Origin of the sequence: Sphingobacterium sp. Lzh-3, assembly GCF_046764375.1 — a bacterium.
In the GTDB taxonomy this organism is placed as follows: domain Bacteria; phylum Bacteroidota; class Bacteroidia; order Sphingobacteriales; family Sphingobacteriaceae; genus Sphingobacterium.
On the sequence record NZ_CP177226.1, the window covers coordinates 2,137,222 to 2,159,576 of the forward strand.

At 39.0% G+C, this 22,355-nt stretch carries 21 protein-coding genes; 11 read left to right on the forward strand and 10 right to left on the reverse strand.

The window, feature by feature from the left end; genetic code table 11:
* Positions 1 to 25: 25 nt before the first annotated feature.
* Entirely contained in the window at positions 26 to 2,272 is a 2,247-nt protein-coding gene (locus ACLCDV_RS08785) for a GH92 family glycosyl hydrolase (RefSeq protein ID WP_411973448.1), read from the forward strand.
* Positions 2,273 to 2,362: 90 nt separating this feature from the next.
* On the opposite strand, the gene ACLCDV_RS08790 is transcribed toward ACLCDV_RS08785, so the two are convergent.
* The 3 genes from ACLCDV_RS08790 to ACLCDV_RS08800 all read right to left on the reverse strand — a co-directional run bounded on the left by ACLCDV_RS08790 (position 2,363) and on the right by ACLCDV_RS08800 (position 3,523).
* Complete coding sequence (locus ACLCDV_RS08790) at positions 2,363 to 2,923, reverse strand: GNAT family N-acetyltransferase (protein ID WP_333575645.1); 561 nt, start codon at positions 2,921 to 2,923, stop codon at positions 2,363 to 2,365.
* A gap of 113 nt (positions 2,924 to 3,036) precedes the next feature.
* Positions 3,037 to 3,267, reverse strand: coding sequence for a hypothetical protein (locus tag ACLCDV_RS08795; RefSeq protein WP_317667618.1), 231 nt, complete (start codon positions 3,265 to 3,267; stop codon positions 3,037 to 3,039).
* Between the two features lie 7 nt (positions 3,268 to 3,274).
* On the reverse strand, positions 3,275 to 3,523 hold the full coding sequence (locus ACLCDV_RS08800) for a redox-active disulfide protein 2 (RefSeq protein ID WP_317667617.1): 249 nt from the start codon (positions 3,521 to 3,523) through the stop codon (positions 3,275 to 3,277).
* A 387-nt stretch (positions 3,524 to 3,910) separates the two neighbouring features.
* Here ACLCDV_RS08800 and ACLCDV_RS08805 point away from each other — a divergent pair, with 387 nt between their 5' ends.
* The gene (locus tag ACLCDV_RS08805) at positions 3,911 to 4,411 is read left to right on the forward strand and encodes a hypothetical protein (protein WP_317667616.1); all 501 of its coding nucleotides are present in this window, start codon (positions 3,911 to 3,913) and stop codon (positions 4,409 to 4,411) included.
* A gap of 26 nt (positions 4,412 to 4,437) precedes the next feature.
* The gene (locus ACLCDV_RS08810; protein ID WP_411973449.1) at positions 4,438 to 5,313 is read left to right on the forward strand and encodes a hypothetical protein; all 876 of its coding nucleotides are present in this window, start codon (positions 4,438 to 4,440) and stop codon (positions 5,311 to 5,313) included.
* Positions 5,314 to 5,377: 64 nt separating this feature from the next.
* Here the strand turns inward: ACLCDV_RS08810 and ACLCDV_RS08815 are convergent, their stop codons facing one another.
* Positions 5,378 to 6,487: a glutaminyl-peptide cyclotransferase gene (locus tag ACLCDV_RS08815; RefSeq protein ID WP_333625217.1), complete on the reverse strand. Its 1,110-nt coding sequence runs from the start codon at positions 6,485 to 6,487 to the stop codon at positions 5,378 to 5,380.
* A 196-nt stretch (positions 6,488 to 6,683) separates the two neighbouring features.
* On the opposite strand from ACLCDV_RS08815, the gene ACLCDV_RS08820 reads away from it, so the two are divergent.
* Positions 6,684 to 7,454: a DUF72 domain-containing protein gene (locus ACLCDV_RS08820; protein WP_411973450.1), complete on the forward strand. Its 771-nt coding sequence runs from the start codon at positions 6,684 to 6,686 to the stop codon at positions 7,452 to 7,454.
* Between the two features lie 12 nt (positions 7,455 to 7,466).
* On the opposite strand, the gene ACLCDV_RS08825 is transcribed toward ACLCDV_RS08820, so the two are convergent.
* The 6 genes from ACLCDV_RS08825 to ACLCDV_RS08850 form a co-directional block, all read right to left on the reverse strand.
* Positions 7,467 to 7,799: a hypothetical protein gene (locus ACLCDV_RS08825; RefSeq protein WP_346068517.1), complete on the reverse strand. Its 333-nt coding sequence runs from the start codon at positions 7,797 to 7,799 to the stop codon at positions 7,467 to 7,469.
* Positions 7,800 to 7,810: 11 nt separating this feature from the next.
* Complete coding sequence (locus tag ACLCDV_RS08830; RefSeq protein ID WP_336834688.1) at positions 7,811 to 8,131, reverse strand: hypothetical protein; 321 nt, start codon at positions 8,129 to 8,131, stop codon at positions 7,811 to 7,813.
* A 32-nt stretch (positions 8,132 to 8,163) separates the two neighbouring features.
* Positions 8,164 to 8,478, reverse strand: a complete 315-nt coding sequence (locus tag ACLCDV_RS08835) for a hypothetical protein (protein WP_317667610.1) — start codon at positions 8,476 to 8,478, stop codon at positions 8,164 to 8,166.
* Between the two features lie 331 nt (positions 8,479 to 8,809).
* On the reverse strand, positions 8,810 to 9,868 hold the full coding sequence (locus ACLCDV_RS08840) for an L-dopachrome tautomerase-related protein (RefSeq protein WP_411973451.1): 1,059 nt from the start codon (positions 9,866 to 9,868) through the stop codon (positions 8,810 to 8,812).
* A gap of 318 nt (positions 9,869 to 10,186) precedes the next feature.
* Positions 10,187 to 10,840: an alpha/beta hydrolase gene (locus tag ACLCDV_RS08845; protein WP_317667608.1), complete on the reverse strand. Its 654-nt coding sequence runs from the start codon at positions 10,838 to 10,840 to the stop codon at positions 10,187 to 10,189.
* A gap of 150 nt (positions 10,841 to 10,990) precedes the next feature.
* Positions 10,991 to 12,055 carry an NADH:flavin oxidoreductase gene (locus tag ACLCDV_RS08850; RefSeq protein WP_333625213.1) on the reverse strand — a complete coding sequence of 355 codons (1,065 nt, stop codon included), beginning with the start codon at positions 12,053 to 12,055 and terminating at the stop codon, positions 10,991 to 10,993.
* A 112-nt stretch (positions 12,056 to 12,167) separates the two neighbouring features.
* On the opposite strand from ACLCDV_RS08850, the gene ACLCDV_RS08855 reads away from it, so the two are divergent.
* The 7 genes from ACLCDV_RS08855 (at position 12,168) to ACLCDV_RS08885 (ending at position 22,109) form a co-directional block, all read left to right on the forward strand.
* The gene (locus ACLCDV_RS08855; RefSeq protein ID WP_317667606.1) at positions 12,168 to 12,515 is read left to right on the forward strand and encodes a helix-turn-helix domain-containing protein; all 348 of its coding nucleotides are present in this window, start codon (positions 12,168 to 12,170) and stop codon (positions 12,513 to 12,515) included.
* A gap of 176 nt (positions 12,516 to 12,691) precedes the next feature.
* Positions 12,692 to 13,285, forward strand: coding sequence for an RNA polymerase sigma factor (locus tag ACLCDV_RS08860; protein ID WP_317667605.1), 594 nt, complete (start codon positions 12,692 to 12,694; stop codon positions 13,283 to 13,285).
* 96 nt (positions 13,286 to 13,381) lie between these two features.
* Entirely contained in the window at positions 13,382 to 14,521 is a 1,140-nt protein-coding gene (locus ACLCDV_RS08865; protein WP_411973452.1) for a FecR family protein, read from the forward strand.
* A gap of 94 nt (positions 14,522 to 14,615) precedes the next feature.
* A complete protein-coding gene (locus ACLCDV_RS08870; RefSeq protein WP_411973453.1) occupies positions 14,616 to 18,224 on the forward strand; it encodes a SusC/RagA family TonB-linked outer membrane protein in 3,609 nt (1,202 codons plus the stop codon).
* Between the two features lie 12 nt (positions 18,225 to 18,236).
* Positions 18,237 to 19,685 carry a RagB/SusD family nutrient uptake outer membrane protein gene (locus ACLCDV_RS08875; RefSeq protein ID WP_411973454.1) on the forward strand — a complete coding sequence of 483 codons (1,449 nt, stop codon included), beginning with the start codon at positions 18,237 to 18,239 and terminating at the stop codon, positions 19,683 to 19,685.
* A gap of 76 nt (positions 19,686 to 19,761) precedes the next feature.
* Entirely contained in the window at positions 19,762 to 20,952 is a 1,191-nt protein-coding gene (locus ACLCDV_RS08880) for a thioredoxin family protein (RefSeq protein WP_336834681.1), read from the forward strand.
* Between the two features lie 8 nt (positions 20,953 to 20,960).
* A complete protein-coding gene (locus ACLCDV_RS08885) occupies positions 20,961 to 22,109 on the forward strand; it encodes a TlpA disulfide reductase family protein (RefSeq protein ID WP_336834680.1) in 1,149 nt (382 codons plus the stop codon).
* Positions 22,110 to 22,355 lie beyond the last annotated feature (246 nt).

The following is a 22,355-nucleotide window of genomic DNA, read 5'->3' on the forward strand; positions in this document are numbered from 1 at the left end:
CTAAATTGAAAAACTGATCTACACGATGAAATATATTAATTATGCGGTCTGTGCAGGCCTTTTGTCCTTAATTGGTTGCGCTTCAATAAAAAAGTCCAATGAGACTTCTTATGTAGAATATGTAAATCCTTTTATCGGAACGGATTTTACGGGCAATACATATCCTGGAGCACAGTCGCCTTTTGGGATGGTGCAGCTCAGCCCAGATAATGGACTACCTGGCTGGGACCGTATTTCCGGATACTTTTATCCCGACAGTACGATTTCCGGCTTTAGCCATACACATCTAAGTGGAACTGGTGCCGGCGACTTGTACGACATATCTTTCATGCCGGTTACCTTACCATATCATGAAGCTGCTGCTCCCTTAGGTATACATTCCAAATTTTCGCATAAAGACGAAAAGGCTCACGCCGGATACTATCAGGTAAAACTTACTGATTACGATATAAATGTGGAGCTGACAGCAACGGCACGCTGTGGTATTCAACGTTATACCTTTCCAAAAGCCGAGTCTGCTGTATTTTTAGACTTAAAGAAAGCAATGAATTGGGATGCTACCACGGATTCGCACATCGAAGTGGTTGATTCTGTCACTATTCGTGGTTATCGTTTTTCGGAGGGCTGGGCAAGAGGCCAACGCGTTTATTTTGAAACTCGGTTTTCTAAGCCTTTTATGGCCGTTCATATCGATAGTTCAGCAATATTATCCAGCGCTGATACAACGGCAAAAGGCGCAAAACGAATTGGTACAGCATTCAAAGCACGTTTTGATTTCAAGACAGCAGCTGGAGAACAAGTGACTTTAAGTACGGCCCTTTCGGGAGTAAGTATGGAAGGCGCTTCCAAGAACTTAAAGGCAGAAGTTCCAAAAGATGACTTTGATTATTATTTAAAGGAGGCCGAGCAAAATTGGAATCATGAATTGGGGAGGGTATCGATCGAGACCAAAGACAAAGAGGAGCAGGTTAAGTTCTATACAGCGTTATATCATTCCATGTTAGCACCGACGATTTTGGGTGATGTTGATGGTGCGTATATGGGGGCTGACCGGAAGGTACATCAGGCCGAAGGTTGGACTAATTATAGCACATTCTCACTTTGGGACACTTATAGAGCTTCCCATCCGTTATTTACCTATATCGACCCTAGCCGAGTAAATGATATGATTAAGTCCTTCATAGCCTTTTATGAACAGCACGGCCGATTACCGGTATGGAATATTTATGGGAGTGAAACGGATATGATGATTGGGAATCATGCCATTCCTGTCATTGTAGATGCATATTTAAAAGGAATTGGTGATTTTGATGCATCAAAAGCGTTAGAAGCCTGTGTTGCCACAGCTAATATTGACAATTACCGGGGTATAGGTCTGTATAAAAAGCTAGGCTATGTGCCTTATGATGTCAAAGATGAATACAATGCCGAAAACTGGTCCCTATCAAGAACACTTGAATATGCCTATGACGATCATTGCATCGCAATGATGGCCGATAAGATGGGAAAGAAAGAGATTGCGGGAACATTCTTTGCAAGAGCTCAAAATTATAAAAATGTGTATAATCCGGCTACTTCATTTATGCAACCTCGAGATAGCCATGGTAAGTTTATTACTCCATTTGATGCGGAGGAATATAGCGCGCATATCTGTGAAAGTAATGCATGGCAATATTTTTGGTCTGTACAACATGATATCCCTGGATTGATTAAACTCGTTGGTGGACAAGAGCGCTTTGGACAGAAGTTAGATAGCATGTTTACATTTCATCCTTCTGACACCAGCAAACTACCAATTTTTAGTACAGGAATGATTGGCCAATATGCACACGGTAACGAGCCAAGCCATCATGCAATCTATTTATTTAATGCGGTTGGACAGCCTTGGAAAACGCAGCAATATGCAGCGGAGGTAATGAACAAGCTTTACTTGAATACACCTTCTGGATTAAGTGGAAATGATGACTGCGGGCAGATGTCGGCTTGGTATGTATTCAGCTCATTGGGATTTTATCCTGTAGATCCCATAAGTGGAAAATACGAAATCGGTACACCTTTATTTGAAAAAGCTGAATTGAAGTTGTCCAATGGAAAGAAATTTACCGTGAAAGCTAAGCATGTCAGTAAATCCAATATTTATATACAAGCCATTACGATCGATGGTAAGCCTCTTGAAACAAGTTATATCACACATGAACAAATTATGTCCGGAGCGACATTGGTGCTAGAAATGGGCGAAAAACCGGGACCGGTATGGTACAAAAATAGATAGGGTCTATAGGTAGATGGAGTTTCTTATGTGAAACGCCCAAATAATTAAGAGAAGCCTCCAAATGAATATTTAATTATTTTAAAGGCTTTTTTATTTTGCCGGCAGAATTAAGCTTTTGTAAAAGTATGTCGTGCTACACCATGTTCCATTCGGGAAGAGCGCATAATTTGGGATATCTCCGACTATCGTCCAGCCACATTTTTGATACATAATATAAGCCGGGCTATCGGTTACAGTATCTAGTACCAGTAGTGTCTTATTTAGATCAATGGCTATATTTTCAATGTGTTGAAGTAAATTTTGTGCAATACCCATTCTTCGAAATTCAGTATGGACTAACATTTTGGCTACATCTGCACGATGTGTCTGATTTGATGGGAGGTCGATTTGCAGTTGAACAGTGCCTGCGATTCGATTTGTAAAAGTATTTTTAGCGACAATTAATACTGTTTTCTGTAGTTTGACTTTGCTCAGTACCTCAGTCCAAAATTTTCTTGCCTGCTCAACTGTTAGATCTTCCATAAAACCTACGGAGGCACCTCCTTGGACAATATTAAATGTCAGGTCTACTAGTTCGGAAATTAAGTTAATGCTAGATTCTTTGACTTCTTCAATGACAAAATCTGTATGGGAAATAGGTGAGGAACTCATGTGTTTGATTGGGGACGAGATATAGAAAAGGAATTGATCGCGATGTTATTAAGAAAAGACATTTTGGTCATGATCGGCTTGGCTCTTCTGGTGAGAATTATATTTAATAATCGTTACTCGTTGCGGGTGAAGGCATAATAGATGACGTATAACCAACCTAGTATTCCATGAATTAAAGCCCAAAGTATAGATTTGTTGCGATCCCATGAGGTGACAACGGCAATTACGGAACCGAGTCCAATACCCGATTGTGTGATCGTCTGTGTCGTTGATTTACTTATCTCTTGACTAAATGCGATATCCGCGATGAGAATAAAGAATATGAATAATGAGAGGTGCTTCATGACGACGCTATTGAGCTCCTCTTATTTTGAGTTCTTCATTGATTTCTTTTATTCTTTTAAAATTCAGAATAACAATGGGAGATAAGGCGAAAGGAATAGCCATTAATGCACTGAATCCTTTGCTAATTGAGGTGTAGATTCCCATGCCTAATAAGATCAAGAGCATGGCTGTGAGCATCCAAGTAATTACCTGAGCATTTTTTTTGTTGGTTTGAAGCTCTTCGTTGGTCATTCCGTTTAAAGGTCTATTATTCATATTTCGGTGGTTTATTCGCTCTAAGTTCCGTAATTCTTTTTAAGAAACAAAGTTTTCTGCGTTAAATGATGTGTGAATCTTGTTAAATATAGTCTTTTTCTTGTTTTTTTTAAAAAAGGGTTAATTAAATGGTAAAATAGTCGGTTTCGAAGGGTCTTTTTTCTTAATAACACAGCATAAGGTGATTTTTATGGATTCCGTTTTTTAAAAGAGCAACCTTTTCATCTTTCAGGGTAACGAACATTTTGTACAAAGTAGGTATAAGCGTATTGTTTTGAGCAAGTGGATTGTGCGGAAAATAACGAATCTTAAAACAAAGACCACGAATATTAAACGAAACGGAAAGACTGTTTTAAAAAGCTGTTATTTGTAAAAAAAAATCAAGAAATGAGAATGCTAGCTTTAATCTTTATGATATTTACCATGTGTTCCTGTAGGGGTAATTTGGAATCGGGGTACAACGAGAAAATGGCTAAGCTATTGCATAGCTGTCGAGAAAAAATGGATGAGAGCTATGGAAAATTGCTGGAAGGTGAATATGATGTCGACAAATCAGACTATTCTTATCCTATGAAATTGAATGAGGCACGCGCTTTGAGTAGTTACATAAAAGGAATAAAATGTGAAGCCTCTCAATTGGAATACAGTAAAACTGCCGAAAGTTTTCACATCGCTACAGTTGGTTACATGACAGAGATCGTTGATGGATATGGTGTTTTATTAATTAAATATATTGATGAACAGAAAAAAGGGGGTCGGAAAAGTCTGTTGCGGGAGATTACTGATGAAAAAGAGAAAATTGCAGCCTTAGCTGAGTCGTGTTTAGGACATCAAATAGCCTTCATGAATCAAGCTGGAATAAAAGTAGATAGTCAAACAGGAAAGTAGTTGAAATATATTTTAATTTTATAACAATGTTAACACTAAAAAATAAGTGGTATTTGCTTATCATTTTACCCATGATGGCATTGTCCTGTAAGAGCAAAATAGCTGCGCATCAGTCAATACCCCCGTATTCATTAGCTGATACTGTGAAACCCGATTGGTATCGCGAATACTATGGTCAGGTTGTGATGATCGACAATGATTTTGTGACTCAGAAAAATGGCAGTTATTTAATAGATCTTCCTTTGCAGATCGTCCCAGATTCCACTTACGTTTTCTTTTTGAGTACTAGAATTCCAGTGGAGTTACTAAAGAGGTCAACTGAATTCTATCCCGATCTTCAGCATTTTGTACTGATTGTCCCCGATTGGAGGTATTATGATGAGGTTGCCAAAGAAGCCTCGAAAAACGGAATGTGTATAGAACCTGCGACGACCAATTTTTATTATTCCATAAAAAGAGAGGATGGTGGGGTTAAAGTCGACAGCATCCGGCTTTCTGGCGAAGATAACGCGAGGTTCGATTTTGTTAAACCAATTTCCCCAAAAGGCATGCTTACCGTTTATCGAAGAGAAAGTTACGGATCGGTTTGTTGCCCACGTGACCCCAAATGGGATAATGTCGATAAAGATGAGCTCTTTCTACGTGATTTTGAACACCGCAGTCACCTGAATGTGACCAAAGGGAGGTATGTGCAGATGGAAGGGAAAGAAGGCGAAAAAAGTATCTATTATACCTTACCAGGATTATCTTCAGCACAGCGAATACAATTTTTAGTAGATAAATATGCGCAATGGATTGTCAATAAAGATATGGTGGCAGGGGCGTTTATGCCACAGTTATTTACACCGCAAATTGTACCTATGGTAACCGAAGGTTTTAACAAAATGAAAGAATTACCATAAAGTTAGCGATACCGCAATTTGGATGTTTCTGGAACAATATGTTGTTTTTTTGATGGAGATAAAGCTATTCTGTTAGCTTTATCTCGAACATTTTATCCCAGTTTTTACCGGTAACAAAGAAAGTGTTTGATCTTTTATTGTAGGCGATACCATTTAATACATCTAAATCCACATGTTGTGTTACATGTTCACGTAATTTAGATAGATCGACTAAAGCTTCCACTGTACCAGTTTTAGGGTCGATCCGTCCAATGACATCCTCCATAAAGAAATTTGCATAGATTTTTCCTTTTACCCATTCCATTTCATTGATTTGATCCACCATGGCTGTGTTCGTTGCTGCACGGATATAGTCCATTTTTGAGAAGTCATTTGGATTAAGCGTATAGATATAATCAGAACCATTGGACATGTATAAGTTTTTACCGTCAGAAGTTAAACCCCAGCCTTCCATTGGCTGAAAGTAAGGAAGTGTCTTAATAACAGAAAGGCTGTTTATATCGTATAGGTAGGCTAGATTGTTTTTATAAGTCAACTGATATAATTTTCCATTTAGTACGGTGGCACCTTCGCCAAAAATTGAATCATCCAATTCAATTTTTTTGATGGGCTGACCCGTTTTTGGATTAACAATGCGAACACTCGATTTACCCTTATTTCCGCTTGGACCAACCCCATTCCCGGTACTTTCGATCAAATTATCCCCATAAAACTCCAATCCTTGTGTGAAAGCTTTGATATCATGGGGGTAAATATTCACAATGCTATAGCTTAGCAAAAGCGGAGGAGTGGACGCGAATAGATCGATGTTGACTGAATTTTCTTCTCGTTTTCCATCACTAAATACGACAGCTTTAATAATCTGCTTGCCAAATTTCTCCTGTTTTAATGAAAAATGGAAAGGTTCATTTCCGATTACTTGACCAATCTTTTTATCGTTTATAGTGTAAATAACAGAGTCTATTTTCGGCGTTTTTTCGCTGTCCATCTTTAAGATCAGATCCTCGCCCTGCGAATAGCTCTGTTTAATGTTGTCAAAGGTAAATGTCGGATTTTCATCGGCATATTCGGGCTGAGAGCTTGAAGTTGTATTTGTATTGTTACTTTTATTTCCGGTACAACTGCCCAAAATGGTGCCAATAACGAAACAAATGAGGTAAGATTTTTTGTGCATTGATAGAGGGTGATTGATTAATTATCCGCTAATAAACTAGAAAACGAGTTGATTATAAATAGCTGTTGCTAATACTCGTTTCTCAAACTTAGATAAATTGTTTTTTATATGCAATTCAATTGCTGATCAATACAAAAGATAATTTGTCTTTGAAAAAAAAATGAACAATTCTATGCTAGCCGATTGTTATAAAGGTATGGAAAGATTATATTTTACTGGAACGAGCGGTATCCTTTTGCCTTACAAGAATAAAAGCTACTATCCTGAGGAGTTTCAGGATAAAAGTCGATTGGCTGTATATAGCTTATTATTTAATTCATTGGAAGTAAACAGCTCTTTTTATAAAATCCCCAGAGAAGAAACCGTCAGAAGATGGTCCGAAGAAACGACCGATAATTTTCGTTTTACGTTTAAACTATGGAAAGGAATTACACATCAAAAAGAACTCAAATTTGATCCACAGGATGTCGCCAGATTTCTATCCGTTATTGACGCTGTCGGCCAAAAGAAAGGGTGTTTGCTCATACAATTACCACCATTTTTTAAATTTGCTTCTATTGGATTGCTTGCTGAATTGCTGGATTGTATTGCTCAGAACAATAGAAGTGAAGGGTGGTCGATCTGTGTAGAATTTAGGGATCCCGTTTGGTATAGGGAAGAAACTTCTGAACTGTTAAAATCTTATAATATGAATCTGGTTATTCATGATAAGAATATGCAAGGTATGCGTCTTCAATACGCAGATGCAAATGCAAACATAATCTATATGCGATTCCATGGCCCAAATGGTGACTATAAAGGAAGCTATACGGACAACATATTGTTTGAATACAGCACCTATATTAACGACTGGATTGCAGAGGGAAAAGAAGTCTATACTTATTTTAATAATACAATCGGAGCGGCACTTTCTAATCTGAATACATTAGCCAAGTATATCACAGCGAGCAAAATATTTCCTGCTTAAAAAGTGTCTTTTTTAAAGTGTACTGCCACGGATATATTCAGTTCCCATGTAGCCGTCCCAGCCTTCATGTTCACGCATAATCCGCTGATAAGCTGCGGTCAATGCCTGAACCTTCGTAAATAAGGGAATACCTCTCCGGATGCAGTCGTGATCAGCGTAAGTCCCGGCATTATCGTACCATTGTAGCCACGCAAGTAATTCTTGTCTCTTCATAAGCGTTAATCTATCGAATAGTGTCTTATCTTTTAAGCTCATAAGCTGATAACGCCAATCCTTGCGATGCGATTCCATGGCTAGAATTTTTGGAAGCTGATGCGCTATGATCTGTTTAATAAGAGATTCCATAATTTGAAATTTTAGTTGTTAAAGATGAGTTGTGCGTGCGTATTCGAAAAGTCATTATATCTTCTTTTCATGTGGATTCGCAGGATTTCTTTATGTACATACGCGACAGCCTTTAATTTGGAAAGCTGCTGCACGCCATTTTCAATACATTTGCGATCTGTATAGTTTCCTTTTGGATCATGCCATTGCAGCCAATCAAGGAGTATTTCTCTTTCTAATTTCTCGAGTCTCTGATGTAAGCCGACTAATTCACTTTCCCGAAGTTGTTCGCGCCAGTCAGACCAGATCGGACCTGACACTATACCTCGCTTCTCTTTGAATTTGTTTTCCATATTTTACGTCGAATTTGAAGATCTAAAATTTGTTAGATGACTAGCTTACTGATAATAGCATTACCAAGTTTACTTTTCATAAATAGCTCAATTTGTTTCAGCAATTCTGGACTTACTTCGGGAACTCTTTCTAAATCTCGTATAAACCACTTCTGAATAACAGGCGTTTGTTTGGAACTTTGGTCAAATTTAACTAGTTCCGCTCGTGAGGATTTTCCAGCGGGATCGTAATATGACCACAGTACAATGAAAATCGTATTCGGATCTTCATCGGGATAGGGGGTATGAAAGCGAACGATGTCACCTACGTGTAAATCCTTATTGTCATATGCTGCGCTGTGTTCCATAAAAAGCGTTGTCTAAAACTGATATTCAAATATACTAAAAATATTAGTATTACAAATTTTTTGCTAAAAATTTTATACTTTATCTAAGAGGCCTTTGTTTTTTATAATTGGAGGCATGTCTTGGTGATTTGTGCTTTTACTCCGATTTAATTGTTTTTATGGCGTTGAATTTCAGTGTCTTATCTTGTAAGTGGAAAGGGTGGATAAATAGAAAGGGGAACTATTCGAAGGGAATTTTGTTAAGGCTGCGCACGGGATAATACCTAGGTAAAAAGTAGATGTGTTAGCGCGAGTTTTATGCTTCAGAACTTCACTTGTTGTAACATTCTTCTCAAAATTTCGGTAATTTGACTTTAAAGACATAATATGGCAACTCTACCTTATCAACTCCTTTATTCCATTGTGGGTCTTTAAAGAGTTGTGCACAAGAGAAATAAAGGTATCCATCTCCGCTGATGCCCATAGAATCGGGCCAAAGTATTCGGGAGTCCTGTACCAGGGTATTCACATTTCCATCAGGATTTAAATATTTAATACTATAATCTATTGACGATGTTAGGTAAATATTTCCATCAATGTCTGCTAGTAAGCCATGCGTGATTCCCACTTCTCCTTTGTCTTCCACTTTTGCCTCCAATTCTTGATCCGTCAGCCTTTTATTTGCTAAAAATTCTGTTGCAATACAATACAGATGGGTTTGATTGATCGGTTTGAAATATAAATATTTAAAATCGGGACTCAATGCTATGCCATTCACGTTGGAAGAAAAAGGCTTTCCATTTTCACTGCGCATTTCAATACCATTATAGCTTAATATTACATCAGGATCAGCCAGCGTAAAACGGCTTCCAGTTAAAGCCTTTCTAGTCTGTCCAGTTTTGAGGTCTAAAATAATGATGGCCGCTTGGCCGGGATCGGAGAGATAGGCTAAATTTCGCTTCTGGTCAATGCGCATATCATTTAGACCTGATTTGGTTTTATCAAGGTCGTCGAAACGATAAATATGCTCAATTTTATTTTTTTTTGTATCGATTTTTAACAATTTAAATTGGCCTTGAGTCGATTTTTCATCTTTTCCAAAAATTGATCCGGCAGAAGATGGTTTAGAATCCAATACCCAGAGATTGTCCTCGGTATCGACAAATATATCCTGGACATTTACAAAGTGGGAACTCTCTTTTCCTTTTAAATTCCATTCTTCATTTGGATAAGGAACAGGTTTTCCATTGATGATTTCAGTAAGTGCATACTGATAATTTTTCGCTTGTTTTGGGAAGGAAACAAATAATCGATTGTTGGATGTAACGCTCACACCGATCGGACGGTACGGACCTAAGGCTGCTGCGACCTCCAGTTTCGAAGCTGTAGTATTATTGATTTGTGCCAGCATAGTGAGAAAAAAGATGTGACAGAATAAAAAACTTAATATGAGCCGTGTTCGCATACTCTTGTTATTATTTAACCTAACTATATCGCTTTTGACTGTTCCCACTAAGTAATAAAGTGAGACTTTTAGCTTCCATATAGAGACCGCGCTCTCATAGAAGAACCTTCTATTCTCAATTATTGTTTGTCCTTTTCTCCAAATAATAATTTTTTACACTGATCAGCATGTCGTGCGACTAATGCCGATACGAATCCACGTGGATTTAATTTTCTGAGCGACTAGAAAAGTTGGGATAGGTCTCGGTGATTAAAAGTTGGTGATTTACGAACAAATTTCTTGCAAGAGTTTTTCAACTTCCTGGGCATGAGTGACCGTCATAAAATGTCCCGCACCCTTGATGATAAAGTTGGGCTTTACATTTTTGATGGGGATAATACGATCGCTACTACCGTGTATATGAATTAAATTGTCCGGAACCGAATTGTTTTTCCATTGTAGAATTTGATGTATTGCCCAGGCCATAAAGATTGGATCTGTATCCTTTAGGATTTGTTTTAGCAGTAAAGAATCTTCCTTGCGGCGTATACCAAAAAAATAATCCGACAGAAAGCTATGGGTCTTGAGCAATGAATTAGGGACAAACACGTTCAGCTTGAGTCTACCCGCTAATCGATACAGTATGGGTAATTCATGTCGTCCTTTGGCCGAAGCTAGCAGAATAACCCGTTGAACAGTTATAATTTTGGCAATTTCCATTGCAAGCATTCCGCCGAAAGAAAGCCCAATAAGGATGGGTTGCTCTGCGGTAATTTTAGCAGATATTCTTTTTGCATAAATAGATAGTGGTTCATTAGGATTTGGTGTAATCCAATCCAGATAGGTTATATCAAGCGAGCCAAAGTCTATCTTGCTGAATACACGTTGATCTACACCCAAACCGCTGATGACATATACTTTGGTTGCAGTGATTTTCATTTAAGCAAGTGTTTGTATCCATTTTTGGAGACAAGTTACTGAATTATCGCTCTAAAACAGGGGCAAAAAATTGATTTTCGAATCAATTTTTTGCCCCTGTTTTATAATATTGAATAACGTAATTTTAATCCACCTAATCGCGCGAGCTTACTAAGATAAGCTCGCCAAGCTCTTAGCTTCAAAAGTCGATAATTCGTTGTATTTTTCGGCTTGCACTTTCTTCACCCAATTGGGGTCTTGTAAGATGGCTCTGCCTACTGCTACAAGGTCGAAATCGCCACGTTCATAACGACGAACCAGTTCGTCCAGTGAGGCGGGAGAGGACCTGAACTCAGAATTTGTAAATACTTCACCAAAGTCTTTGTCAAGACCTACAGATCCAACCGTGATTGTGGGCTGTCCTGAAATCTTTTTGAGCCATCCAGCAAAATTTAAGTCACTGCCTTCAAATTCCGGCTCCCAATAACGACGTTGGCTTCCATGAAAAATGTCGACACCTGCATCGGTCAATGGTAGGATCCAATCTTCCATCGCTGCAGGGGTAGGAGCAAGCTTGGCTGTATAGTCCTGCTGTTTCCATTGTGATAAACGTAGAATAATCACAAAATCAGGTCCGACCGCTTTTCGCATTGCTTTTACGACCTCAACAGCGAATTTAGAACGCTCCTTAATTGTTTTTCCACCAAATTCGTCTGTTCTGTGGTTCATCCCTTCCCAGAAAAATTGGTCAATCAGATAACCATGGGCCCCGTGGATTTCAAAAGCATCAAAACCGAGGTCTTTTGCAGATTTTGCAGCGTCAGCATAAGCTTGTATTGTGGCCTCTATATCCGCTAATGTCATTGTATCTGGGCTTTCAAACGCAGCAGGCGGAGTCCATTGCATAGGGGTATAGCCAACATGCCATAGTTGAGGGGCTATTTTTCCGCCTTTTTCGTGCACAGCGTCGACGATATTTTTCCAGCCGTCCAATGCTTGGTCACCGTAAAAGTTTGGAATATCCTTTAAATTCTTTGATGAAGGTCTTTCAATAACTGTACCTTCCGTCAAAATTAAACCGACATCCCCCGCGGCACGACGCTCGTAATAACCCGCTACAGCGCTGTCGGGAACCCCATCCTTAGAAAATGCTCGCGTCATTGGCGCCATTACAAAACGGTTTTTGAGCGTTAAGTTTTTGTACTCAAATGGATTAAAAAGTGTTTGTATGCTCATTTTTCTTGTTTTAAATCGTGAATCTTCACAAAGATATTTTAAATAGTGTATATTTGTAACTATTATTGGTATAAACTAGTTACCTTTGCGTAACTATTTTGAATATATTCAAATGAAAAGGACTGAATTTAAAAGTTGTTCCTGCGCCATGCAGCGTTCTATGGCAATTTTAGGTACCCGATGGAAGCCTGTGATTATCTATACTTTGCGCGATCGAAAAGCCCGATTTGGTCAATTGGATGCGCTTATCGAAAACATTTCTCGGAAAGTCCTGACCAGTTCATTAAAAGAATTGGAAGAGGATGGTGTAATTTTGAGAGAAGAGTACAGGGAGCTTCCACCACGTGTAGAGTATTCTTTGACAGAAAAAGGCAAGGCATTAATACCTATTATGTGCCAATTGGCAAAATGGAATGAAGCCTACTACCAAGAGCCTGCGTCAACAGAATTGATCGCGTAGAAATTTTAATTTAAATACATAGATCTTGCTTCGCATTTACGTTAATCGCTGCCGAATACAATAGTATCGTCTCAACCCGTTTGGCTAGTACGTTTTCTATCACTTGCCAGCGCGGCATTGTTGATCACAATAAATGAAATTTTCATATTTATTTAAAATTTAAGTAATATTGAATTGTGAAAAACAAGGTAAACCAAGAATTTAGCAAGCAAGATTTTTTAAAATCTTTTCGAGAGGGCAGAAGGGATGGTTTACAGTTTCTGTACAAAACTTTCTATAGTCCAATGTGCTATTTTTTAGAAAAGATGAATCTTGATAAAGGTACCATCGAAGAAATAGTGCAGGATGTATTTTTAAAGCTTTGGGAGCGCCGGATTGATTTTGATCATGTTGAATCAATCCGTGGTTTTCTCTACACAAGCTGTAGAAACGCCGCTTTAAACATGATTCAACAAGAAAATCGGATTCAACAAAAAAACAGTTTTTATACGTCACAGGTTGATCTGGTCGATTTACCGATCAGCCATCAAATGATCTATATGGAAACGCTTCGAACGATCCATGATGCCATTGATACGCTGCCTGAGCAGTGTAAGCAAGTGATGCGTAAGTTGATTGTTGAAGATCTAAGCCCACAGGAAGCAGCAATCTCCTTAGGACTAACCACTAGTACGATCTACAATCAAAAGAAAAGGGGAATTGAACTTTTGAGATTAAGACTCAAGCCTGACCAGTTTTTTTGCCTACTTTTGCTTTTACTCTATTATTAGAAAATTTATACTTCTGATACATAGGTTTTTGTGAAAATATCTACCCTCTTTTTAGAGAAACGAAATCAAAATATTGTTTTAAGTATATAGAGCAATATGGAGCAATTACCCCAACATATCATTTATTTACTGAGCAAATCCAAGCTGGAAGGATTGCGCGATGACGAAAAATTGCAGTTGGACTTATGGAGGTCCGAAACGGATGCAAATAAGGGGCTATGTGATCTGATTGACAACAAAGTTCAAATGCAAGCGGATTTAGACGGGATAGCCCGTTATGATTGGGAGGAATCATTTGCCCTCTTTGAACAAGATTACCTCAATACCTCATACACTAAACCTTTTTATAAACGCATGTGGTCTTACGGTATTGCAGCAGTACTGATTGGATTATTGGTGTTATTTTTTATCCATAATCTTTCGGATACGGTATATCAGGAGACTCCGGATAAAGATATTCAACCCGCTCAAATGACGGGGGTAGTTCGTTTGAGAGATGGACATTCAATTTCGATGGTTCCCGGAGATACTTTATTATCGTTTGCTGCTCCCACGAAAAATAAATTCAGCCAGACGGATAGCTTATTCGCGGCAACACCCAAAGGGGGTAAAATGACCATGGTATTACCTGATGGAACCAAAGTGTGGATGAATGCGAAAACGCAGTTAGATTACTATGAAGTAGATAGCATGCGGGAAGTTCGTCTAGTGGGAGAGGCTTACTTCGAAGTTGCCAAGAAACATTTGCCATGGGGAGGTGAGGTCCCAAAACTGAAACCTTTCGTGGTGCAAGCAGGGAAGATCAATATCTCCGTATTAGGGACACATTTTTATGTGAAATCAACCAAGAATCTAGAAGACTTTAGAACGACATTATACGAAGGTAAAGTTCGGGTTCGACAGGGCGACAGGCAAATTATACTGTTGCCAGGGGAAGAATCTTATATCAAACTCGGGCAGATCGAACGACGAATAATTGATCTTGACGTGCGTAATGCATTGAAAGACGGATATTTTGTGTTCAATTCGGAGACTTTAGGGGTTATTATGGATGAGTTGGCATCCTGGTATAACATAGATGTCGTCTATCTCGATAACAAAATAAAATCGGAAAAATTTGAAGCGATGTTGTCGCGTAACAGCAGCCTGAAAGATATCATCAACGTACTGGAGAGCACAGGAAAAATTAAGTTTAAATTTAAAGGAAAGACCATTTATGTAGAAAAAACAACCTAAATGAAAAGAAGAAACCCTAAACGCTTGCAACATTTAGGGCTTCAGATCAAGTAATTCTAACTGTAACAGAATTTTAATTCTTAACCTAAAACAAATGTATAAAAATTATGCACAACTTGGTCGTGCCCTACACGATCAAACGCAACAAATGAAAAACAGCGATCGCCCAGATATTTGGGGTAGGCCGCAATGGAGGGGAAACATTATGCGCATATCGCTTACAACCATCATGATGTCTTGTTGTCTGCTTCATGTTGGAGCTAAAACGTATGGACAGGACATATCGATACATGAGAAATCAGTTTCATTGAGAAAGGTTTTTTCAGAGATCAATAAGCAGACCGGCTATTCTTATGTATGGGCAGCGACAACCATCGATCCAGATACAAAGGTTAACTTAACTGTTAAAAAAGAATCGTTGGGAAATGCACTTGGGAAGTTATTGGACGATTTGGATCTCGATTTTGAGATCAAGGGGAAGATTATTGTCGTACATGAGAAATCTCAACAAACACAACGTTCGATCGCTAATCAGTTAATGACGGTCAAAGGTTTTATTGTCGATTATAACAACAGACCGCTTCAAGGTGCAACCATTCGTGTTAAAGGTGTTCCAAAAGGGACCGTTACAGATCAAAATGGACATTTTGAAATTAACGGTGTTAGTTCAAATAGCTTTTTGGACATTACCATGGTCGGATTTGCTCCGCTTACGATTGCAGCTAAGTCCGATTTGAATAGGATTACCTTAAGAGCCTTGGATGAGCAGTTGCAGGAAGTGAACATTACGGTCAATACAGGATACCAAAAAATAAGCAAAGAAAGAGCAGCAGGTTCAATTGCGCAGGTCACTGCCAAAGACATGGAAGGGCGGCTCCAGCCTAATTTGCTGGATCGGATCGATGGATTGTTGCCAGGACTAAATTTGGTGCGAAATACCTCAAGTCCGCAGAATAATAAAAATAATCTGGGTATCGAGGTTCGCGGACGATCTACAATCAATGCGCAGGCTGCGCCTCTGATCGTTGTTGACGGTATGCCTTTTGAAGGCGACTTAACAGCAATCAATCCCAATGATATCGCTTCCATAACCGTTTTAAAAGATGCGTCGGCAGCCTCTATCTACGGCGTACGTTCATCCAATGGTGTCATTGTGATCACAACAAAAATAGGCTCCGCAGGTAAAACGAAGATCGACTATAGCAATACCCTTTCTTTTAGGGGACTTCCAAGCCGTAGCTATCTTAATCAGATGAGCAGTGCTGAACTGGTCAACTTTCAAAAAGAAATGTTTAATTATCGTTCGGGCGATTATGCTGTTATTGATCCTAGAAAAGCAATGAATGATGTGTATCGGATTTTGTACGATCGTAAAGGTGGCGTGATTTCGGAAGAAGAGATGGAAAAACGTCTGGATGTATACCGAAATCGTGACCGCTTCAGTCAAATGGATAAGTTTCTGAACACTACTCGATTCGATCAGCAACATAACCTGGCTGTTTCGGGAGGCTCCGATCGTTATACCTATCATTATTCCCTCAATTATACCCAACCAGGAGATTATAATAAAGGCCGTGCAACAAATAAGGAACTGGGATTCAGTCTGAAAAATAATTTTAAGTTTACCGATTGGTTTAGTTTACGCGCAAACGTATTAGGGAAAAATCAAAATAGAGAAGGCGATATTGGTTTTAATTTCTACGATAACTATATGGGGGGCAAGGCATCCTATTATCTTCTTGAGAATGAAAACGGTTCTCCGGCGCAATGGTATAATTCAAAATCGCAATTTGAGATTGATCGTTTGAATGCCATGGGACTGGAAGATGAAACTTATATTCCTTTAAAGCACGTAGCAGCGATTCATGAAAAATTTTATAATAAATACCTCAATTTAAATTTTGCTGCCAACTTTAAGCTACTTAAAGGGTTGGACTTCGATCTATCCTATCAAAGTGAAAGAACAGAAGGGTACAACGGAACTTTAAATAGGAAAAATTCCCAGTCCGTTGTAGGTATGGTCAATGACGCGACCCAAATTGGAAAGGACGGGTCAATCAAGCGCAATATTCCGCAGGGGGGACAATTTGCCGAACAACGTAACGATGTCAACAGCTATACCTTACGTGGTCAATTCAATTATCAATATAACAGTCGGGATAAACATGAAATTATAGCTATTGCAGGTGCTGAGCGCAGGCAAATTAACAATCGTTATACAAATATTTATAAATACGGGTACGATGAAAGCAGTTTAGTCTATAAGGGGATTAATGAAGAGCTTTTTGGTATTCAGATCCAAAATACACAGGCACTTTTTAATAGCTATACTATTTCGAAAAAAGAGACTGGATTTAAGGATCTAGTCGATAGATTTGTTTCCTTCTATGCTAATGGCTCTTATACCTATGATCGCAAGTTAACACTGAGTGGAAGTATTCGAATAGATCAATCCAATTTATTTGGTACGGATATCAAAACGCAATACAAACCTCTTTGGTCAATCGGTGCTTTGTATCATTTGCCAAAAATCAAATGGGAACCATTAGATCGTTGGGCTTTGCGAATGACCTATGGCGTTAACGGAAATGTGCCAAAAGATAACGGACCATATTTAATTTCAAGGGTGAATAACAATCTGAACTACTTTAATGGTGAAATGCAAGCCTACATTGATTCTCCGCCTAATCCATTGTTGCGATGGGAGCGAACAAAAGTATTCAATGTTGGCTTTGATTTCTCACTATTTAAAGATAGACTTACAGCTACCCTTGATATTTACAATAAGAAAACTTCTGATTTATTGGGGAATACGCCGTTGGATCCAACCTTGGGATGGGATATGGTGTTGCTTAATTATGCGGATATGCAGAATAGAGGGATCGAGTTGGGGCTGAATGGTAAGGTGATTCAACGTGAAAACTTCAGTTGGAACAGCACATTGAATTTTAGTTACAACAAAAATAAGATTACGAATCTCTATGTTGAACAGAACACGCCGTACTATTACTATTATGCTCCTCAAAATCGCGTTGGAATTCCAATGGGTAGTTTGTATAGTATAGACTATGCGGGATTAAATGATAAGGGGAGACCTTTAGCAAGAAAGGCCGACGGTAGTCTGGTCGAGACAACACAAAAATTGACGGTCGATGATTTAATCTATGAAGGTACGACTGTACCTCCCTACACTGTTTCTTTCAGAAATGGATTTCGATATAAAGATTTGACGCTTTCCTTTATGTTCATTTTCAATGGTGGTCATGTGATGCGGGGAGTTCATCCAGAGTTCCTGAGTAAATACGCGGAGCTTAACTACAATAGTAACTTCGACAAATTATGGTTGAATTATTGGAAGAACCCTGGTGATGAAAGTAACCCTGATATTGCTCCTGCATTTGTTTCTGCTGCTTCAGGCAATATTTCCGATATTTTCAATGCTGCACATAAATTTGTTCAGAAGGCTGACTATATTAAATTGCGCGATATTTCATTATCCTACAACCTGCCTGCACAATGGATTGCACCGACAAAACTTTCTTATGTGCGTCTAACAGGACAGGTATTGAATGCATGGCGTTGGGTCGCTAACAAGGATAATCTCGATCCCGAGGTTTGGGCTGGGTATAGTACGGTAACGAGTCCAAGTAGAGGTATACAAGCACCAATAATTTACAATTTAGGTGTATCTGTAGGATTTTAATAAGAAAATATCATGAGAAAAATATATATAGGATTGCTATTCGGGTTATTGACATTGAATAGCTGTAGTAAATATCTGGATATCAAACCAAAAGGTTTTACAATTCCAGAGAATCTGAATGATTACAAATTGCTGCTAAACGATCAATCTTTAGTAAGAGCTTCCGCTGTTTATCCGAACTATTTAGTAGATAATTTACAGTCCGGAGACCCTCAGGATGTACAATCAGCAGCAAGCTATGACTATTATGACTATGTGAAAAAACAACTCTATAGCTTTGCCCACGGTGCTATATTTGAAGATGGCCAGTATGATCCATACTGGGAATCGGCTTATAGCCATATATTCACTTACAATGTTGTTATTAATAATGTATTGGCAGCAACAGAGGGCTCCGAGGCAGAAAAGAAAAGGGTTTGGGCTGAGGCTAAGGTCGGTCGTGCATTTGAGTACCTTAGTCTAGTGAATATCTATGCCGCGCATTATAATCCTGCAAGTGCAACAAAAGATCTAGGGGTACCTTTGGTGCTGAAAGAGGATATCAATCAAAAATATGAGCGTGTGTCTGTTCAGGCGATCTATGATCAGGTAATTAGCGATCTTAATGATGCGCTGCCAAATTTAAGTACAGTGCAGTCAAATAGATTTCAGGCAGTGCGTTCAGTCGGCTTCTCTTTTCTAAGCCGTGTTTACCTCTATCAGGGAAAATACAAAGAGGCCCTTGAGAATGCAAAACAAGCACTTGCGGTCAATAAAACGCTCATCGATTATAGTTTATATACCAATAAGGATAAGACAACTTGGGGACGGGTTTGCCTAAAAACAGATAATTCTGTCCAATTTCCCGACTCCAGAACGAATACGGAGGCCGTATGGTCTCGGTTAGGAACAAGTTCCTTAGGTAGTCCGAATGCCGAATTTTATGCCTCTAAAGAGCTGATTGACACTTATGCAAAAGATTTGCCTGCAGGTGCAAAGGACAAACGTTATGAATTATTTTTCTGTCGCGATCAGGCTTCTTTAGGCGCTACTATTGTAAAATTTCCAGGGCGGGTTCTTTTTGCTCCATACGTCGAATTTAGTACTGGATTTAATACACCTGAATTGTTTTTGATTGCTGCAGAAGCAGCTGTTCGGACGGGGAATACAACAGAGGCACTAGGTTTCTTGAATACATTACGAAATAGTCGAATAGAGAATAATAAAGCGTTAACCTCAACGGATCCAAAAGTTGTTTTACAGACGGTACTTGACGAAAGACGTCGCGAAATGCCATTTATGGCATCCGATAGGCTGATTGACTTGAAACGACTCGCAATAGCAGACAATTTTAAAAAGTCAATCCAACATCCATTGGCAGGGAAAATTTTCGAAATGGAATCCACGGATGCCCGGATGATACTTCCAGTTCCGCCCAAGGTACTTTCGTTGAATCCCGGAATTCCTCAATACGAACGATAACAAAATTAGATGTAGACCGCTCATCCTAATCAATTTCTATCATCATAGAAATTGATTAGGATCTTAATAAAAAAAAATGAAAAAGATATTATTGACAGCACTGGCTTTTTCACAGTCGATGCTATTGCTTGCACAAGAACATATACAGTTTCAGAAGATCACTTTTGATCAGGCAAAGGAATTGGCCAAGCAGGAAAATAAGCTGATTTTCCTGGATGGATTTACCTCCTGGTGTGCTCCTTGTAAATGGATGGAAGGGAATGTGTTTTCACAGCCTGAAGTGGCTCGTTATTTTAACAGCAGGTTTATCAATACTAAATTTGACTGTGAGATAGGAGAGGGCGTAGATATTGCTAAATTATACCAAATCAGAAGTTTTCCTACTTATTTATTTTTAGATGGACAGGGAACATTAATCTATAGAACCCAGTCTCGTATGGAAGCCGATTTGTTCCTGAAACAGGCACAGCAAGCTAATGACCCTAATTTTCAGATCCCCAATTTGCGTAAATCGTATGATTTGGGTATGCGGGAATCGAATTTCCTGATCCGCTATATTAAAGTGATGGAACAAACCGATAATCAAGCGGCAAATGGAGCAAAAAAGGCATTGGACAGTGTAGCTACCGATGAATTTTTGAAGAGCCCAAATGGATGGGAGACCATAAAAATGATGGCACAAAGCCTGGATGATCGCTACGGTAAATTTTTTGAGTCGAACAAAGCCTATTTTAAAAGTATAGCGACGCCTGCAGATTTTGCAAAAAAGGAGGCCCAGCTGCTACGATATGCTATGTATGGCTATATTAGAGAGCATAAAGTAGATGAATTTAACGCAGGAGTAGCCTACTTTGAAGGGTTAAAAGATCCAGAACAAAAAATTGAAGCAGCATTATATAAAGTAGAGTGGACCGCAGCACATGGAACCGATAAGGAGTTTGTTGTCCTTACGAATACATTGAGGAAAGGCCTGCTCAAGAATGAAGATGAACGGCTGAGTTTTATTGCCCGCCGCAATGCCAATGCGAAGGGAACTGTTGCAAATCCAGTTATCCTAAAACAATGCTATGTGCTGGCTAAACAGGCCGTTGTATTGAATCCATCAAGTTATTCCAATCAAGGAACATTGGCTGATATTTGTATCGCATTAAAGAAAAAGAAAGAAGCCGTTCAGGCGGCAGAAGCTGCACGTGGCTTGGCTGAACTGGAAACTTCAAAAATTATTAAACTGGCCGATGCTCTTGTGGCGCGTGCTAAAGCACTGTAATTATCAACATGAAAAAAATAGCTACATCGTTATTCTTGGTTTTAAGTTGTCTTGGGACAGTATTCGCTCAAGGACAGCGTTTTCAATTAACAATAAAGGGGAAACAATTTCCCGCAAAATCTAAAGCATTTGTTCGCTACATCGTGGACAGAAAATTGACAATTGACTCTATTAATTTTGGTCCCAATGATGTTATCTATAAAGGGGAAATCATGGAACCAACGCAAGTGATGTTATTTTATTCCAAAGATGGAGCTTCCTTCTTTAATCGCAAAGGTGGACCGATGGAGCGTCTCACATTTTATGTAGACCCTCAGGAACCCAATACGCAAATCACCGTTCAAAGTCCTTTCGGGTCTTCACAGGTACAAGGCGGGAAACTGCAGGTAGCCTATAAGCAGTATCAAGACTATCTAAGCACCTATGAGAAGAAGCTCATGGTTCAGCAATCTAAAAGAGCTGATCTGTATCAAGCAAAAAATCGTGATGAAAATGCACTCAACCAAATTGGGCTAGAAATAGATAAGATCGAAACACAGCGTAAGAAGGCGCAACGAAATTTTATAGTCAATAATCCAGACAATTACTTCAGTTTATTGGCCTTGCAGGAAGTTGCTGGCTACGATGATAATGTGGTTACCACTGAACCTTTGTTTTTCAATTTGTCATCAAGATTAAGGCAGACTGCAATCGGGAAAAAATTAGAAGCAGATATTCAACTGGCAAAAAAGCTAGGAATTGGACAGCCAGCTTTAGATTTTGCACAAGTAACTCCTGAAGGTAAAGAGTTAAAACTCTCAGATTTTAAAGGTAAATACCTGCTATTGGATTTTTGGGCGTCATGGTGTGGTCCTTGCCGTGCTGAGAACCCTAATTTGGTTAAAGCTTATCAAAAGTTTAAGGGATCAAGATTTGAGATACTGGGTGTTTCACTAGATAAACCCGGGAAGAAAGATAACTGGATGAAAGCGATTGAACAAGATGGATTAACCTGGCCCCAGGTGTCGGATTTGAATGGCTGGCAAAATCAAGCCGCTCAATTGTACGGTATTCAGGCTATCCCGCAAAATTACCTCATCTCTCCCGAAGGTAAGATTGTTGGAATTAACTTAAAAGGAGTAAAGTTGATAGAAAAACTCGAAGAGCTCCTTAAATAAATTTAAGGAGGGGCAAGTCCCCCTCCTTAATTATGAACCTTTGATAGCTGTTATCGCTATGGGGTCAGTTTTCTGTTATAGCGCTGCTCTTTGGGGGGCTAAGGCAAAGGCTTGCAGCTTATTCGCCATTTCTCTGCTATTTCTCTGCTATTTCTTTGGTGTTTCTTTGGTGTTTCTTTGGTGTTTCTTTGGTGTTTCTTTGGTGTTTCTCTGCTGTTTCTTCGCTATTCCTTTGGGATTGCTAGG